This is a genomic window from Halomonas icarae, from assembly GCF_009901955.1.
GTDB classification, from domain to species: domain Bacteria; phylum Pseudomonadota; class Gammaproteobacteria; order Pseudomonadales; family Halomonadaceae; genus Halomonas; species Halomonas icarae.
Genome location: NZ_WUTS01000001.1, coordinates 18,603 through 33,898, shown reverse-complemented (window position 1 = coordinate 33,898; position 15,296 = coordinate 18,603). Strand labels below are relative to the sequence as shown.

Below are 15,296 nucleotides of genomic sequence, written 5' to 3'. Positions count from 1 at the left end.
TCAATAGCTACTTGAGACTGGCTACGTACCACTCCGACTTGGCGAAACGCAGGCCCAGTGAGTAGGTCATGTAGGCACACAGGAAGGTGGCCGGCGCGGAGAACCCGGAGACCGAAGGAAGTTGCATGATAACGATGCCTACCAGCGCGGCTCCGCACCAAGCCATCAATCCACAGGGGTTGAAGGCTGGGATATAGGCATTATCCAATTCCACATGGCTATTGAAGCGGTCCTGATAGGTGCGGGACAGAATGTGCGCCAGAGCGACTCCCACCCACGCCACCACAAAGACTCCCTGATAGGCCAGAGCCTGAAGAATGTAGGAGAAGACATCCGCCATCATCAGCACATAGGCGATCACGCCTATCATACAGCCCGCCAGCACCTTGGACAGGCGAATCCCCGTCACCTTGCGTACAAAGGATTCGAAGTTGACGGTCGCGAGATAGAAGTTGGCCGTATTGATACGGCTCTGGGTCACCCAAACCAGCAGCAGCCCCCCAACTCCCATCAACTCCAGCAGGCCCAGCACAATGGAGGCCTCGGACAGCCCATCCGTGGGGATCATTGAATCGAGAAGGATGCCGACAACACCGCTGAACAGAAAGGTCATGGCATAGAAGGGAATCCCGAAGGTGAGACGGGCATGAAATCCCGAGTCCTTCTTCCGCCCAAAACGCGCATAGTCGAAGGTGAACATCATCAGCACCCAGACGCCCATGTAGTAGGCAAAGGTGTGTAGCCACCCCCAGGGAGAAGCTCCGCTCACCGGTACACGGGTCAACCAGCCCGACGGATAACCGAACTCCGCCACGGCCATGCCAACTGCAACCAGCATGCCGATCACATAGACTGGCAGCAGCACGCCATTAAACTTGTCCAGCCAGTGTTGCACGCTACCAAATATCAAGGCGACGCCGAATATCACCACGATCGCCGTGGCCAACGGCATGGAAAGGCTTCCACTCCACTCCGACAGCACCAGAGCCATGACATACCCTTCGAAAACCGCGTAGTAGAGGGCGGTGGCAAAGAAGATCAGCGTGGCGACGACGGCACCAAAGTGGCCAAACAGTACTTTAGAGAAAAGCGCAACGGTCAACCCCGTCTTCATGGAGTAACGGCTGATGATGCCATTGATCAGACCATAGGCAATCACCGTCAAGACAATGCCCAGCAAGGCGTTGGCAGTGCCATAAGTACGCGCCATGGCAGCTGCCACCACCATATAAAAGATCGCGCTACATACCGCCCACCAGGCCATCATCAGATTGACACGCGGCATCCTGCCCTCTTCGGGCACGGGACGTTCAGAAAAGTCGAGATCTTTAGCCTCACTATTGGCGGTTTCTTTTTTCATTGCTTTCTCCATTGTTATTGTATGCCTTTCTTTATGCATATTTATATTGCACAAAGATCACATAAGGAGTGGCTAATGGAATACCGAGCAAGGTCATGTCGAGTCTGCAGTTGTTATTCTTTAACTGCCTTCGCGTTCACGTCGCTGACCGGTACCCACACACCTTAGGCAGAAATCCATGGGAAGCGTTTGTCTCAGGGTGCACTGTTGATTGGCATTGCGTGCACTGCACTCATCCACACCACCCCACCCACACCACAAAGGGTGGCAAGCGGAAATTAACCAGCAATACACAACGACTATACTAATAATTAAACAGCAAATAAATTGACTGCTTTATATCATCGACCTATAGACCTGGATGAACAGAAAAACGCAGCACCCTGGACAGCACGATAGAAGCATGGGCCTGCGCCGAGCTCGACAAGATCCCTAGCGTGCAGGCACCAAGCACTGCCCAGTTAAGCTTAACGATTGGCCCATCATGCTTCACTGGGAGGGCCCACCCCTCTCAAGCCGACGAGAAAATCAACGGCCTGCCATGCCATGCCATGCCATGGCATGGCATGGCATGGCATGGCAGTACCTTACCCTTGGGAACAGACGTCCGACAGATAACCGATACCGAGCTACGCAGGATGGGCAATAAGCTGAATAAGCGTTCACAAAAACGGCTTGACTATCTGTCGTATACCGTATTTTAGGCAGTAAATACTGGAAAAACAGTCAGCCACCATGGATACTGCAGGTGCTACGTTTATTGCTTGAATTCGGCTTATGAACTAGCCTTACAGAGAACATTTAACTTCACTTTACATTAATCTCACTAGTTTTATCTTACCTTCAAGCATCACCCCATCATCTCAGCTTTAAGGAGTTCCAAATGGACCTGATACGTATCCTTCTCGCCATCTTCCTTCCACCTGTTGGTGTTTTCCTCCAGGTCGGCATTGGTATGCATTTTTGGATCAACATCATTTTGACTATTTGTGGATACATTCCCGGGATCGTACACGCCGTCTGGGTGATTGCTAAAAAATAGCCCTCGGCCATGAAGATGTTAAAAGCAAGGCCATGGGCTTATCGATCCTCGCGGAGTCGCATGGCAGGGGATAGGGGGGCGCGCAGATGGCTTTTAAAATGGGATACTTTGTCAACAGGATGAAAGAGAAGCTTTGGATAAAGCCTCTCTTCGTCTGTGTTTTTTCAGTTATATTAACATTTGCTGCAAAAGCTGCTGATCAGCTCCCGATTGAATCCATAACGCCTGATATTTCAAAAGAAACTATTGAAACATTATTATCAATAATGGCGGCAAGCATGCTTGTTATTGCCACATTTTCCGTTTCATCAATGGTGTCTGCCTTCGCCTCGGCAAGTAGTACAGCAACACCAAGATCTTTCCCTCTAGTAGTTTCAGATGATGTATCGCAGAATGCGCTCTCCATGTTCGTGGGTGCTTTCATCTTTAGCATTGTGGCTCTTATTGCCATAAAAAATGGTTTTTTTGACAAGGTGGGAAGGTTTTCACTTTTCTCTTTAACGTTAATATCCTTTGCTATCGTCATCGTTACTTTTATTCGCTGGGTTGACTCTATCGCACGCTTAGGGCGATTGGGGTCAACTATCGAGAAAGTGGAAACAGCCACTATCAATGCCATGAACCTGCAATTGAAAGCACCTAGAATGGGGGCCCACCAGGTGTCGAACCATAACTGGGATGATGAGGCGATATATAGTGACGAAATTGGCTACATACAAAATATTGACATGCCGACTTTACAATCCATCGCGGAGTCATTGGAGACTCGCATTCGACTCAATGCCTTACCTGGCACATTTTCCTCTCCAGGCCTGCCGTTGGCTTACATAGAGAAAGGTAAACAACATGGCGAAAATGTTGATAAGGAAAATATTCTTAATGCTTTTTGCATTGGGAAAAACAGGGTATTCGATGAAGACCCAAGGTTCGGCCTGGTTGTTCTTTCAGAAATTGCTAGTAAAGCGCTATCGCCAGGCATTAATGACAGCGGAACTGCGATCGGTGTCATTGGTGCACTTGTGAGAATATTAAAGGTCTGGGATGACGGCTTGCAGAACACTTCATCAGAAATAATATATAGCCGACTAGAAGCACCAGAAATAAAATCCGGAGACATGCTTGAAGATGCCTTCTTGTCTATTTCACGCGACGGGGCAAGCAGCTTGGAAGTCGGGCTACGACTTAGAAAAGCCTTTAGATCGATGCAGCATTTTGAAGATAAGTCAATAAGGACCCATGCCGCCGCCTACGCAGCCTTGTCACTCAAAAGAGCAAAAAAAGAGCTATCTCTAGAGGAAGATTTTAACACACTAGAGAAAATTAAAATCAACAGAAACTCCATTTCAACATGATGGCGTACCGGATATCTACCACCGGCTTCCCTATCTCAAACGATTTCTTCTTATTGTCAAGTATCGCACATGATATCTCCGATCATTGAAGCTTCTTTTACTTTGGTTTGCGCGAGCAAGTTCTGTAGCTATAACATGGCTCTGAGGCAGGAGCCACGGCAAACGTCAACCATGCTTTCATGGCAAGGATCGACGTCAGCAGGTTCTCGTGCTGATCAGGATTCACATGCAGCCGCCTGAGATCAAAAACCGTCTGATGCCTTCACCGACGCCGAACGCCAGCGACGCTGCAGCAACACCACATCGCCGGCGGGGAACTCGACGCTCATATCGTGCTCGTTGGCCAGCCAGCGAAAGGTTGATTCGCTGAAGAAACTCACATGGGTGGGGTCGAGGATATAGTGCCAGCGGGTGAAGGCGGCATGATCGGTGACCCGCTTGGTCATCAGTCCGAGCCAGCCACCGGGTCGTAACCGGCCCACCAGCCGCGCAAGCTCTTTGCCGGGTGAGAACAGATGTTCGGCCACCTCGGTGGCGGTAATGAAATCGTAGGTGTGCTCGAGCACCGATGGGTCAGGCGCATAGAAGGGATCATAGATGGCCATGGGGTGACCGGCCTCCTCGAACATCACCGATAGCGTCGGTCCCGGGCCGGCACCGAAGTCGAGCCCACGAGCTCCCTGTTCGAGCCTGGCATGCAGCGGCTCGAACAGCCGCGCCAGGAAGCGCCGATAGCCCGGGTCATCCGGCGAGTTTCGGTGCTGGTCGTATACCGCCCTCTCCTCCTCGGGGGCAAGCCGAAAGGTCGGTGGCACGAAGACCAGGGTGCAGCGCTCACAGCGATGGTAGTCGCGCCACGCATCACGGTGATAGAAGGCGGTATCCGCGGATGCGCATAGCGGGCAGGTCGGCATCATCGTATCCTCTGGGGCAACACCCCTATTCTCCAAGGAGAGACGAATGCTGTCAGGTCTGGACCATCTGGTCATCACCGTGACCGATATTTCCCGTGCGGTCGACTTCTACTCCCGGGTGCTGGGGCTGGAGGTGCGCTACCGCGATCGCGAACGCGTCGACCTGATCCTCGGCGACATGGCGCTGCGCCTGCACTGGACGGCCACCGATATCGAGCCCCGCGCCGGCACCCCCACGCCTGGCAGCCTGGATCTCTGCCTGCGCAGCCTGCTGCCGCTGGACGAGGTGGCCCGCCACCTGCAGGCACTCGACGTGGAGATCGAGCTGGGGCCGGTACAGCGTCAGGGCGCCACCGGCCAGCTCGAGTCGCTCTACCTGCGCGACCCGGACGGCAACCTGCTGGAGATCAGCCGCCCACTGCGCAGCACTCCAGAAACCGACGACGCAACCTGATCCCCCCGACGGTGGCATTGCGGCCCTCGCCGGGTATCATGTCGACATCAATTTCCATAAAGAACCAGGACGTTAGCCACGCCATGAGCGACAACCTGCAGCGTGAAAACCCGCACAGCGAGAACATCGTCATCGAGAGTCCCGAGCCGGTCGACACGACGCTCCCCATGGTCATCTATGCCCTCTATCTGGCGAGCATCATCACCGGCGGCCTGACCGCCCTGGTCGGCGTGGTCATTGCCTATGTCTATCGCGGCAAGGGCCCCGAGTGGCTGGAGCGTCACTACCGCTACCAGATCCGTACCTTCTGGATCGGTCTACTCTACTTCTGCCTGGCCGGCGTACTGATGTTCGTGCTCATTGGCTTTGTCCTCTGGCTGGTGGCCGTGGTGTGGCTGGTGATTCGCTGCGTCAAGGGCTTCAAGGGGCTCCAGGAGAAGCGCTCCCCCGACAATGTGGACACCTGGCTGGTGTAACCCATGGCCAAGGCTCCTTCTCGTACAGGCACTCTTGTCAGCACTCTCCAGGCCCGCGCTATCGAGAGACTGTGGCGAACGCTCGCTGGCCGGCGCCTGACCACGCTATGGCGGCTCGCGCGCCTGGTCGGTCCGCTGGTGCATCGCTTCAGCCGCCGCGAGCGTGACGTCACCGAGGCGAATTTAGCTCACGTCTATCCCGAGAGCAGCCCCGCCGAACGGCACCGCCTCGCCCGCGAGAGCCTGATCCACTCCTCCGCGACCATGCTCGAGATCGGCTTCGCCTGGATGGGCAAGCCAGAGCGTATCGAGACGTCTCTGCTGGCCGTTCACGGTCGTGAGCTGCTCGACGAGGCGCGTGCCGGGGGGCGCGGAGTCATCGTGCTGGCCCCTCACTTCGGCAACTGGGAGGTGCTCAACTTCTGGCTCTCCAGCCACTTCCCCTTCACCGCCATGTACGAGCCGCCCAAGCTCGGCGAGCTCGACGCCGTGACCCGGGCCGGCCGCGAGCGCATGGGGGCAAGCCTGGTGCCAACCAACCCGCGTGGCGTGGCGGCTCTGCTCAAGGCACTGAAGCGCAGCGAGGCGATCGGCATCCTCCCTGATCAGGAACCGAGCTGGGGCAGCGGCGTCTTCGCCCCCTTCTTCGATCGGCTGGCCTATACCGCCACCCTGCTCCCCAAGCTCGTCGCCCGCACCGAGGCCCGTGTGGTCACCGGTGTGGCACGCCGTATCCCCGGCCAAGGCTTCGAAATTCACTTCCTGGCGGCCGATGAGCGCGTCTACTCACCCGACGAGATCGAGTCCGCCACCGGGGTCAACGCCTGCGTCGAAGCCGCCATCGCCCTGGATCCGGCCCAGTACCAGTGGGAGTACAAGCGCTACCGCAAGGTGATCCAGGAACAGGAGGGGCACCCCGAGCACCGGCGCTTCCGGATCTACTAACGCGGCTACCGCGGCTTGTGCCCGGGAGGAGCCATGTCACTACGATTTCACTACGACGTACGTCATCCATGACCCGCGCCAGGCCACTCAAGGCACTGCTATGGCTCGGGTTGACTCCGGTAGTGCTCTACGGCATCTACCTCCTCGCGGCCAACGCCCTTCTCGCCAGTGCCTGGGGCCGTGCTCAGTTCGATCGTGCACCGCGGCTGACGGTAGAGTGGCAGCACGCCTGGACGGTGGTTCCCGGCCGAGTCGAAGTCACCCAGCTACGCTTGTCCGGCAGTGCCGCCGAGCGTGACGTGACCCTGGCGGCCGAGCGCGCCACCCTGAACCTTGCGCTCGTCCCTCTGCTCCACCGAGAGATCAGGGTTCACGTTCTGGAAGCCGAGAGGGTCCGCCACGCCAGCCTCGACGCCTACCGCCTGGCGGGCAAGGGCACGCTGCGGCTGGCAGGAGTCCACTGGCACGCCGGCGAGATAGGCGCCGATAGCATCGCGCTGGCACTGGAAGACGGGATCATCCGACACGGCGACAGGGTACTGGCGCAAGCCGTGGCGCTGAATGCCGAGCTTCGCCTGGCCCCGCTGATCCTGGCCGAGCATCCCGGCGGCGAGGCGACACGCTTTCTCTCCGGCACCCTCGCCCTGGCCGGGCGCAGCGACGCTTATGACGTCTTCAACCCCTATCTCGCCGCGCTGGACTGGCTGGCGATCGACGGTAGCGGCGACCTGACGGGTAACATCGCCATCGAGCGCGGCGAAGTGCTACCGGGCAGCCGTCTGCGTCTGAACTCACCTCGCCTGAGCGTGCGGCTCGACGAGCGCCACTGGCTGGAAGGCGGATCCCGCTATCGGATCGAAGGTAGCGGGGCCATCGAGGCCGAGGTGGCACAACGGGCTCGCCTGACTCTCGAGCTCGACCAGGTGGTGATGTCCGAGGCGATGACCGACACCGCCTCACAACGGCCTGTGATCGGCGGTGATGGGTTCCGCCTGACCCTCGAAACCCCCGTGCTGCGCCTGGATGCGCCACCGGATACGCTGCAGCGCGCGGAACTGCAGTGGCGCAACGTCGAGGCTCAGGATGTTGCCAGCTTCGATCACTACCTTCCCGCGCCGGTGCCGCTGACGCTGCTGGGGGGCTCGGCACGGCTAGAGGGAAAACTGACTTATGCCGACCAGCGCCTCACCGGCGGATTGGACCTGGCGGGCGACGCCATATCAGTCCGCCTCGGCGAGCAGCCCCTGCGCGGCCGGCTGGACCTGCATCTGCCCATCGTCGAGCTCGACATTGGAGAGGACAGTGTGGACGTTTCCGGCACGCGCCTCCATCTCGAGGCCGCCGCCTCGAGTGAGGAGGCGCCACTCTCCGCCCTGCTCGAGCTACCTGTCGCCCGGTTCCGGTCGCCGCTGAACTGGCGAAAACTCGATGATGTCACCCTTTCAGACGCCGGGGCCGAGTTTCCCACCCGCGTCGAGGTCGAGTGGCGGGATGCGCGCTTCCCCGACGTGGCGGTGCTAGATGGCTATCTGCCGTCGTCGTCTCCGCTGCGACTCCATGGCGGTCGAGCCAGCAGCGACGGTCGGCTGCTGTTCGCCGGGGAGCGCGCTCAGGGACGAGTCACCCTGAGCGGGGATGCTATCGAAGGCCGCCTGCTGCAGGAGGCCTTCAACGGCGAGCTGGATCTGACCCTGGAGCTGCGCGACCTCCACCCCGCCAGCCAGCGCCTGGACCTCTCTGGCAGCCGCCTGACCGTCAAGGCATCGACGAACGGTGCCGAACCTGTGCAGACTCAGCTGGTGGCCCGCCAAGCAAGGCTCCAGGGCGGCCTCGACTGGCCCGGCAGCGATACGCCGGCCAGGCCTCTCTCTGGCACGCTACGCCTGGACGGCCTGCTCGACCGACTCGACTTTATCAACGCCTTTCTGCCCGCAGAGCATGGCGTGACCATCCAGGGCGGCGGACGCCTGAGCACCGACCTGCGCTTCGCCGACGGCGATATCGTCGCCGGCAGCGAGCTCAGGCTTCACTCCGACCGGCTGGCGACTCGCTTTCTGCACTACGAGGCTTTCGGTGACGGCTCGCTGATCCTTACGACCACTGACCCCGGAGCAGAGCTTCATCTGTCGATGCCCCGTTTCGGCCTGCGTCGCCAGGGGGACGCAGGCGCCCTGATCGAGGGGCGGCTGCTGGAGATTCACAGCCAGGCACGCCATCTCGCTATGTCCCAGGGGCTGAGCGAGCTGAATACGCGCATCGAGATCCCCCATCTCGTGGCACCGGATCTCGCCGCGTTCAACGACTATCTGCCCCCGGGTAGTACCCTCGAGCTGCTCGCCGGTCAGGCGCGCCTCGCCCTCCAGCTGCAGCTCGAGGGCATGCGTGCCCAGGGCCGGCTGGAGCTGCATGCACCGGAGGCTCGACTCGCCGTGCATAAGCAGACCCTGGACGGCACCTTGCATCTGGATACCCGACTCACCGACGGCCATCTGGACACTCTCGACTTCGATATCTCCGGCTCACGGCTCAACCTGGATGGCGTGCGTCTGGCCGATGCCGCCGGCAACCTCAGCCGCGGCTGGTGGGCACGGCTCACTCTCCCCGAGGGACGCCTGCGCTGGGAGACGCCGCTGGTTCTCGACGCCCGACTGGAGCTGGCCATGCGCGACAGCGGCCTGCTGGTGAATCTACTCGTCGACGCCGCCCGAGAGCGACGCTGGCTGCGCAAACGCCTCACCCTCGGCGAGGTGCAGGGCGAGACCCGCGTAATCCTCGCCGACAACAGCGTGCGGCTGGAGAACCTCGACGTGCGGGGCGGTGAGAGCCTGGAGCTTTTGGCCAACCTGGCCCTGCGCGATTCACGACTCGTCGGCCGTGCCTTCGCCCGTTATGGGCCGCTGCGGCTGGGCATCGATATCGACGACGGCAGGCGTCGCTGGCAGCTGCGCAACGCCCGGGCGTGGTATACCAGTGGCCAGCCGGCCAGCGAGTTGGTACTGCCCGAGAGCGAGACATGGTTCGACAGCCTACGCCTCGAGACCGACTGAGCCGGGCGACTGGAAAGCGGCGGGCGACTGGAAAGCGGCGGGCGACTGGAAAGCGGCGGGCGACCTGCTAGACTGGGCATTCGCTTGACGGGGTGCCGGTGGAACCGGCTGAGATCGTCCCATGGCAGTGACTGTCATCACGACGAGGCCCGTTGAACCTGATCCGGTTAGTACCGGCGTAGGAATCAAGCGGTAGCCAGGCCACCTCTCTGCCCCTACCCTCCGCCTACGCCCTCTACCACCTGCCGGATTGCTTAGCTTGACTGGAGGCATGATGGGCTATCGATTCAGTGACCTTACGCAGGCCTGCCACGAAGACTGGCGCGCCTATATCGAGCACGACTTCGTGCGCCAGCTCGCCGCCGGCACCCTGCCGGACGAGGCGTTCCGCCACTACCTGAAGCAGGACTACCTGTTTCTGATTCACTTCGGGCGAGCCTATGCGCTGGCGACCTACAAGAGCCGCGATATCACCGAGCTGCGCCATAGCCTGGATGGCCTGAAGACCATCATCGATGTCGAACTCGGCCTACATATCGACTACTGCCGCGAATGGGGCATCTCGGAGACCGACCTGGCCGGCCTGCCGGAAGCCCGCGCGACCATGGCCTATACCCGCTATGTGCTGGATACCGGCAACCGTGGCGATCTGCTCGATATGCACGTGGCCCTGGCCCCCTGCCTGGTCGGCTACGGGGTTATCTCCCAGTGGCAGGCCAAGCAGCCCTTCACCGTTCGCGGTGAGGCCAACCCCTTCGAGAAGTGGCTGCAGATGTATGAGAGTGACGAGTTCCAGGCCGCCATGCGCGACGAGATCGCCTGGCTCGACGCCCGCCTGGCCGATGTCACGCCCGAGCGGTTCGCACAGCTGGCCACCATCTTCCGCGACGCCACCCGCCTGGAGATCGACTTCTGGCAGATGGGGCTGGATCAGAGCCTTTGAGTCTTTGCTGCCCATGGTCCCGAAATGGCTCCGGCCATGCCGACGACCCGTGAGATAGACAAAGGGAAATCTAGCGGTTTCCCGACCACCACGCTTGACGGGGTGCCGTTGAAGACGGCTGAGATCATGCCTCTCTCACCAGAGACACAGCATGGATCCCGTTGAACCTGAACTGGTTAGGACCAGCGTAGGGATCAAGCGACAGGCCGCGTGCTCCTGATGCCGTGGCCCCTGTCCTCCCCGCCTGTGTCCTCCCTGAACAAGACCCCGACAATCCAAGGGAGAACACCATGAGCAAGACCGCCCACTTCCTCGCCGAGAGCGCCCGCGTCGACGAGGCCGCCATTAAGCCGCTGCCCGGCTCGCGCAAGATCTACGTGGAGGGCTCGCGCCCGGACATCCGGGTGCCGTTCCGCGAGATCGCCCTCTCGCCGACCCGAACCTCTGGCGCCGATGAGGAAAACCCGCCGCTGCTGGTGTATGACACCTCCGGCCCCTACACCGACCCCCAGGCCAAGATCGACCTGCGAAAGGGCCTGCCCGAGCTGCGCCGGGCATGGATCGATGAACGCGGCGACACCGAGTGGCTCGACGGTCCGACCTCCGAATACGGACGGCGCCGGGCCAACGACCCGATGCTCGCCAACCTGCGCTTCGACCTGACCCGCACGCCCCGTCGCGCCAAGGAAGGAAAGAACGTCACCCAGCTCCACTACGCCCGCCAGGGCATCATCACTCCGGAAATGGAGTTTATCGCCATTCGCGAGAACCAGCGTCGCCAGGCGCTGGGTACGCAGGAGGTCGAGCGCATCCTCGGCCACCAGCACGCCGGCCAGGGCTTCGGCGCGCGCCTGCCCGAGGAGATCACCCCGGAGTTCGTGCGCGACGAGGTGGCCGCCGGCCGGGCGATCATCCCCTGCAACATCAATCACCCGGAAACCGAGCCGATGATCATCGGCCGCAACTTTCTGGTGAAGATCAACGGCAACCTCGGCAACTCGGCAGTCACCTCCTCCATCGAGGACGAGGTCGACAAGATGACCTGGGGCATCCGCTGGGGTGCCGACACCATCATGGACCTCTCCACCGGGCAGAACATCCACGAGACCCGCGAGTGGATCATCCGCAACGCCCCGGTGCCGATCGGCACCGTGCCGATCTACCAGGCGCTGGAAAAGGTCAACGGCGTGGCCGAGGACCTCACCTGGGAGGTATTCCGCGATACCCTGATCGAGCAGGCCGAACAGGGCGTGGACTACTTCACCATCCACGCGGGGGTACTGCTGCGCTACGTGCCGCTGACCGCCAAGCGGGTCACCGGCATCGTCTCCCGGGGCGGGTCGATCATGGCCAAGTGGTGCCTCTACCACCACCGGGAGAGCTTCCTCTACACCCATTTCGAGGAGATCTGCGAGATCTGCAAGCGCTACGACGTGGCCTTCTCGCTGGGCGATGGCCTGCGCCCGGGCTCGGTGGCCGACGCCAACGACGAGGCGCAGTTCGCCGAGCTCGAGACCCTGGGCGAGCTGACCCGCATCGCCTGGCAGCACGACGTCCAGGTGATGATCGAGGGGCCGGGCCACGTGCCCATGCATCTGATCAAGGAGAACATGGACAAGCAGCTCACCGAGTGCGACGAGGCGCCCTTCTACACCCTGGGGCCGCTGACCACCGACATCGCCCCGGGCTACGACCACATCACCTCCGGCATCGGCGCGGCGATGATCGGCTGGTACGGCTGCGCCATGCTCTGCTACGTGACCCCCAAGGAGCACCTGGGCCTGCCCAACAAGGACGACGTCAAGACCGGCATCATCACCTACAAGATCGCCGCCCACGCCGCGGATCTCGCCAAGGGCCATCCGGCCGCCCAGCGTCGCGACAACGCCCTGTCCAAGGCGCGCTTCGAGTTTCGCTGGGAGGACCAGTTCAACTTAGGGCTAGACCCGGACACCGCCCGAGAGTACCACGACGAGACGCTACCCAAGGACTCAGCCAAGGTGGCGCACTTCTGCTCCATGTGCGGTCCCAAGTTCTGCTCAATGAAGATCACCCAGGAGGTGCGTGACTACGCTGCCAAGCACAATCTGGACGGCGATGCCGAGGCCGTGATGCAGGGCATGGAGGCCCAGGCGGAGAAGTTCCGCACCCAGGGCGCCGAACTCTACAAGCCAGTCTGACAAGACGACGCCCCCACCGAACGGTGGGGGCGCTTGCATCGACGGAACTGCCAGCGAGTATCAGAAGCGGTAGCGCACACCCACGCTGGCCGCATCGAAGGTGTACTGATCCTCGTCGAGGTAACGCATGTAGTCGGCGCCCAGCGCCACATTGGGCGCCACATCGAACTCGGCACCGGCGCCGTAGGAGAAGCCCGACTCGCTATCGACATCTCCATCCACCTCGGTCATGCCGGCCAGGCCATAGAGACGAAACTCCTGAGAAAGCGGCACGATGCCCTTGGCGTAGAGGCCCACCAGGGAGTCCAGCTCGACCGGACCATCGGAGCCGCCACCCCCCAGGTGACCCTCCACGGCGAAGAAGTCGTTGAACTTCAGGCCACCGTTGACCCGCAGGCCGACGCTGTCACGGCTACTTGCCGGGCCATCAGGGTTCAGCTCCCAGAACATGGCGTCACCGCCCACATAGCCCTGGGGATAGGGAGGCTGCTGGGCCTGGGCGGAGGTCGCACCGGCGGCAAGCAGGGCGGAAGTCACAGCGGCAATGGTAAGGGTCTTCATAACGCACTCCTCATTAACGAACAGTGTTTCCTAACACCCCCAAGTGTGGCCTCTCTACGACGAAGTATCAAGGGACAAATGTGCAACGTTGCGCTAGGAAGATGTCGGGAAGTTGCGACATACCATGACCCACCCCGCCTGGCTATACTCCTCTATCACGCAGGTGCCACGCAGATGCCTACGCAGGCAAGGCTTACTCATCGGGAAAGGACCCAGGGATGCGTTACTGGTTGATCGCCAACACCCGTGCCGGAAGCGGCTCCCGCGGCGCAGACTTCTGGAAGCCGCGCCTCGAGCGGGCCGGTATCACGCCACACCAGGTTCGTGACCTGGGCGATGATGCCTGGGAGACAGAGCTTGATACCGAGGACACCGTGCTGGTCGCCGGTGGCGATGGCTCCGTCAACCTGGCCGCCAGGGTGTGCCTGGACCGGGGTGCCACCCTCGGCGTGCTGCCCTCCGGCACCGCCAATGACTTCTCGCGCAACCTTCATCTGCCGGAGGACCCCGACGCCCTGTGCAGGGTTATCGCCAGGGGACGAATCGAGCGGGTCGATGTCGGCTGGCTCGACGACCAGCTATTCCTTAATGTGGTGCATATTGGCCTGGGTACCCTGCCAACGACCCAGGCCTCGACACGCCTCAAGCGCTGGCTGGGTCGCTTCAGCTATGCGGCCATGCTGCCGCAGCTGCGCCGCCTGGGCCTGACGCGTGGCTTCAAGGCCACCATCCACACCGATGAGGAGCGCATCGAGGGGCGCTGGCTATCTCTGGCCATCGCCTCGGGGAGCTTCTTCGGCGGCGGCACGCGAGTCCCGGGTGCCTCACCCCGGAGTGGACGACTGACCCTCATTGCCGTGCGCCCTCGCCCCTGGTGGGAGCTGCTGTGGACCTTTCTGGTGACTCGCTATAAAGGCGCAACGCCCAGCGATAACGACAGCGTCGAGCAGTACGCCACCGCCGACTGTCGCATCCAGATGGAGCAACAGCATCGAATCACGGCCGACGGCGAACTGCTCGGCAAGTTCGCCGAGCTGCAGTTGCGTATCGACAAGGGCGCCCTGCCGGTGATTACCGGCAAGCGATAGGCGCCTCTTGCTCCCGCCCTTCACTCCTGTTTCGAGAGCCCCAGCATCACGATGCCCGCCAGCACCATGCCGCCGCCCAGCAGCTGCACGGACGACAGCGTCTGGCCGAGCACCAGGTAGCCGAGCACCAGCGCCGCCACCGGCTCCATGTTCATGGCCGGGGCGTTACGCGCCATGTCCAGGCGCGGCACGCTGATAAACAGGATGGAGAAGGCCACGCCGTAGCACAGCGCCAGCGCGGCCAGCCCCCAGGCTCCAGCAGCGCTCTGGGGCAGGTCCATGCCGCCCGGTACCAGGCCGGCGGCGCCTGCCGCCAGCATGCTGACCAGTACCGTGAGCATGGTCAGCAGGCTGCGCAGGGTACTGCCCACGGCGGCCAGGCGATGCTCGGTGATCCAGATGGCCACGGCGAACACCAGCGCGGCGGTCAGCCCAAGGCCCACGCCAAGCAGCCAGTCGGGCCCCATGGCGGCGGGGTCGGCGAGCCAGGTCGGCACATCCAGCACCACCACCAGGCCGGCGAGAATCACCCCCATGACCAGCGCCGCGCGCAGCGTCGGTCGCGGCCCACCCAGCGCCCAGCTGAGTAGCGCCAGCTGGATCGGCGCGGTGTTCATCAGCAGCAGCGCCACCACCACCGGAATCCGCGCCACCGCCGAATAGAGCGCGAGACTCTGCACCACGATCAATAGCCCCACCAACAGTTGCCAACCGGCGGTACCCGCCGGCAGGCGCAGCGACTTGCGCTGCAGCAGCACCAGGCTACCCAGCACCACCACGGCCACACAGGAGCGCACCAGTATCGCCAGCAGCAGTCCGGTACCCTCATCGAAGGCGACCCGGGCGGCGACATGGTTGGTGGCAAACAGCGTGGCCACACTGCACAGCAGCATGATGGCCAGTGGACGAGACAGTGCGGCGGCTTTCGGCATGA

13 protein-coding genes and 2 riboswitches are annotated in these 15,296 nt (G+C 61.5%); of the genes, 9 read left to right on the top strand and 4 right to left on the bottom strand.

The window, feature by feature from the left end:
* Positions 1 to 7: 7 nt before the first annotated feature.
* Positions 8 to 1,360, bottom strand: coding sequence for a purine-cytosine permease family protein (locus GRB80_RS00145; protein ID WP_161422107.1), 1,353 nt, complete (start codon positions 1,358 to 1,360; stop codon positions 8 to 10).
* 883 nt (positions 1,361 to 2,243) lie between these two features.
* On the opposite strand from GRB80_RS00145, the gene GRB80_RS00140 reads away from it, so the two are divergent.
* Together GRB80_RS00140 and GRB80_RS00135 are read left to right on the top strand one after the other, a co-directional pair.
* The gene (locus GRB80_RS00140; RefSeq protein WP_161422106.1) at positions 2,244 to 2,402 is read left to right on the top strand and encodes a YqaE/Pmp3 family membrane protein; all 159 of its coding nucleotides are present in this window, start codon (positions 2,244 to 2,246) and stop codon (positions 2,400 to 2,402) included.
* A gap of 86 nt (positions 2,403 to 2,488) precedes the next feature.
* The gene (locus GRB80_RS00135; RefSeq protein ID WP_161422105.1) at positions 2,489 to 3,754 is read left to right on the top strand and encodes a DUF2254 domain-containing protein; all 1,266 of its coding nucleotides are present in this window, start codon (positions 2,489 to 2,491) and stop codon (positions 3,752 to 3,754) included.
* Positions 3,755 to 3,996: 242 nt separating this feature from the next.
* On the opposite strand, the gene GRB80_RS00130 is transcribed toward GRB80_RS00135, so the two are convergent.
* Entirely contained in the window at positions 3,997 to 4,671 is a 675-nt protein-coding gene (locus tag GRB80_RS00130) for a class I SAM-dependent methyltransferase (RefSeq protein ID WP_161422104.1), read from the bottom strand.
* Positions 4,672 to 4,714: 43 nt separating this feature from the next.
* Between GRB80_RS00130 and GRB80_RS00125 the strand changes: the two genes are divergently transcribed.
* The 6 genes from GRB80_RS00125 to thiC all read left to right on the top strand — a co-directional run bounded on the left by GRB80_RS00125 (position 4,715) and on the right by thiC (position 12,713).
* Positions 4,715 to 5,122 (top strand): VOC family protein, encoded by a 408-nt coding sequence (locus GRB80_RS00125; RefSeq protein ID WP_161422103.1) that lies wholly within the window; start codon positions 4,715 to 4,717, stop codon positions 5,120 to 5,122.
* An 83-nt stretch (positions 5,123 to 5,205) separates the two neighbouring features.
* Positions 5,206 to 5,598, top strand: coding sequence for a DUF4870 family protein (locus GRB80_RS00120; RefSeq protein ID WP_132041327.1), 393 nt, complete (start codon positions 5,206 to 5,208; stop codon positions 5,596 to 5,598).
* A 3-nt stretch (positions 5,599 to 5,601) separates the two neighbouring features.
* The gene (locus GRB80_RS00115; protein WP_161422102.1) at positions 5,602 to 6,543 is read left to right on the top strand and encodes a lysophospholipid acyltransferase family protein; all 942 of its coding nucleotides are present in this window, start codon (positions 5,602 to 5,604) and stop codon (positions 6,541 to 6,543) included.
* 68 nt (positions 6,544 to 6,611) lie between these two features.
* Complete coding sequence (locus tag GRB80_RS00110; protein ID WP_161422101.1) at positions 6,612 to 9,590, top strand: hypothetical protein; 2,979 nt, start codon at positions 6,612 to 6,614, stop codon at positions 9,588 to 9,590.
* 78 nt (positions 9,591 to 9,668) lie between these two features.
* A riboswitch (TPP riboswitch) is annotated at positions 9,669 to 9,792 on the top strand.
* 72 nt (positions 9,793 to 9,864) lie between these two features.
* Positions 9,865 to 10,533, top strand: a complete 669-nt coding sequence (gene tenA / locus GRB80_RS00105; protein ID WP_161422100.1) for a thiaminase II — start codon at positions 9,865 to 9,867, stop codon at positions 10,531 to 10,533.
* An 88-nt stretch (positions 10,534 to 10,621) separates the two neighbouring features.
* Positions 10,622 to 10,744: riboswitch (TPP riboswitch) on the top strand.
* A 79-nt stretch (positions 10,745 to 10,823) separates the two neighbouring features.
* Positions 10,824 to 12,713: a phosphomethylpyrimidine synthase ThiC gene (gene thiC / locus GRB80_RS00100; RefSeq protein ID WP_161422099.1), complete on the top strand. Its 1,890-nt coding sequence runs from the start codon at positions 10,824 to 10,826 to the stop codon at positions 12,711 to 12,713.
* A gap of 60 nt (positions 12,714 to 12,773) precedes the next feature.
* Here thiC and GRB80_RS00095 read toward each other — a convergent pair whose 3' ends face one another.
* Positions 12,774 to 13,274: a porin family protein gene (locus tag GRB80_RS00095; RefSeq protein WP_161422098.1), complete on the bottom strand. Its 501-nt coding sequence runs from the start codon at positions 13,272 to 13,274 to the stop codon at positions 12,774 to 12,776.
* A gap of 218 nt (positions 13,275 to 13,492) precedes the next feature.
* Here GRB80_RS00095 and GRB80_RS00090 point away from each other — a divergent pair, with 218 nt between their 5' ends.
* Positions 13,493 to 14,362: a diacylglycerol/lipid kinase family protein gene (locus GRB80_RS00090; RefSeq protein ID WP_161422097.1), complete on the top strand. Its 870-nt coding sequence runs from the start codon at positions 13,493 to 13,495 to the stop codon at positions 14,360 to 14,362.
* Positions 14,363 to 14,382: 20 nt separating this feature from the next.
* Here the strand turns inward: GRB80_RS00090 and GRB80_RS00085 are convergent, their stop codons facing one another.
* The gene (locus GRB80_RS00085) at positions 14,383 to 15,294 is read right to left on the bottom strand and encodes an EamA family transporter (RefSeq protein WP_237561890.1); all 912 of its coding nucleotides are present in this window, start codon (positions 15,292 to 15,294) and stop codon (positions 14,383 to 14,385) included.
* Between the last annotated feature and the right edge of the window lie 2 nt (positions 15,295 to 15,296).

Coding starts and splice junctions, on each gene's coding strand:
- GRB80_RS00145 (WP_161422107.1), bottom strand. CDS start 1,360: ATGAAAAAAGAAACCGCCAATAGTGAGGCTAAAGATCTCGACTTTTCT.
- GRB80_RS00140 (WP_161422106.1), top strand. CDS start 2,244: ATGGACCTGATACGTATCCTTCTCGCCATCTTCCTTCCACCTGTTGGT.
- GRB80_RS00135 (WP_161422105.1), top strand. CDS start 2,489: ATGGCTTTTAAAATGGGATACTTTGTCAACAGGATGAAAGAGAAGCTT.
- GRB80_RS00130 (WP_161422104.1), bottom strand. CDS start 4,671: ATGATGCCGACCTGCCCGCTATGCGCATCCGCGGATACCGCCTTCTAT.
- GRB80_RS00125 (WP_161422103.1), top strand. CDS start 4,715: ATGCTGTCAGGTCTGGACCATCTGGTCATCACCGTGACCGATATTTCC.
- GRB80_RS00120 (WP_132041327.1), top strand. CDS start 5,206: ATGAGCGACAACCTGCAGCGTGAAAACCCGCACAGCGAGAACATCGTC.
- GRB80_RS00115 (WP_161422102.1), top strand. CDS start 5,602: ATGGCCAAGGCTCCTTCTCGTACAGGCACTCTTGTCAGCACTCTCCAG.
- GRB80_RS00110 (WP_161422101.1), top strand. CDS start 6,612: ATGACCCGCGCCAGGCCACTCAAGGCACTGCTATGGCTCGGGTTGACT.
- tenA (WP_161422100.1), top strand. CDS start 9,865: ATGGGCTATCGATTCAGTGACCTTACGCAGGCCTGCCACGAAGACTGG.
- thiC (WP_161422099.1), top strand. CDS start 10,824: ATGAGCAAGACCGCCCACTTCCTCGCCGAGAGCGCCCGCGTCGACGAG.
- GRB80_RS00095 (WP_161422098.1), bottom strand. CDS start 13,274: ATGAAGACCCTTACCATTGCCGCTGTGACTTCCGCCCTGCTTGCCGCC.
- GRB80_RS00090 (WP_161422097.1), top strand. CDS start 13,493: ATGCGTTACTGGTTGATCGCCAACACCCGTGCCGGAAGCGGCTCCCGC.
- GRB80_RS00085 (WP_237561890.1), bottom strand. CDS start 15,294: ATGCCGAAAGCCGCCGCACTGTCTCGTCCACTGGCCATCATGCTGCTG.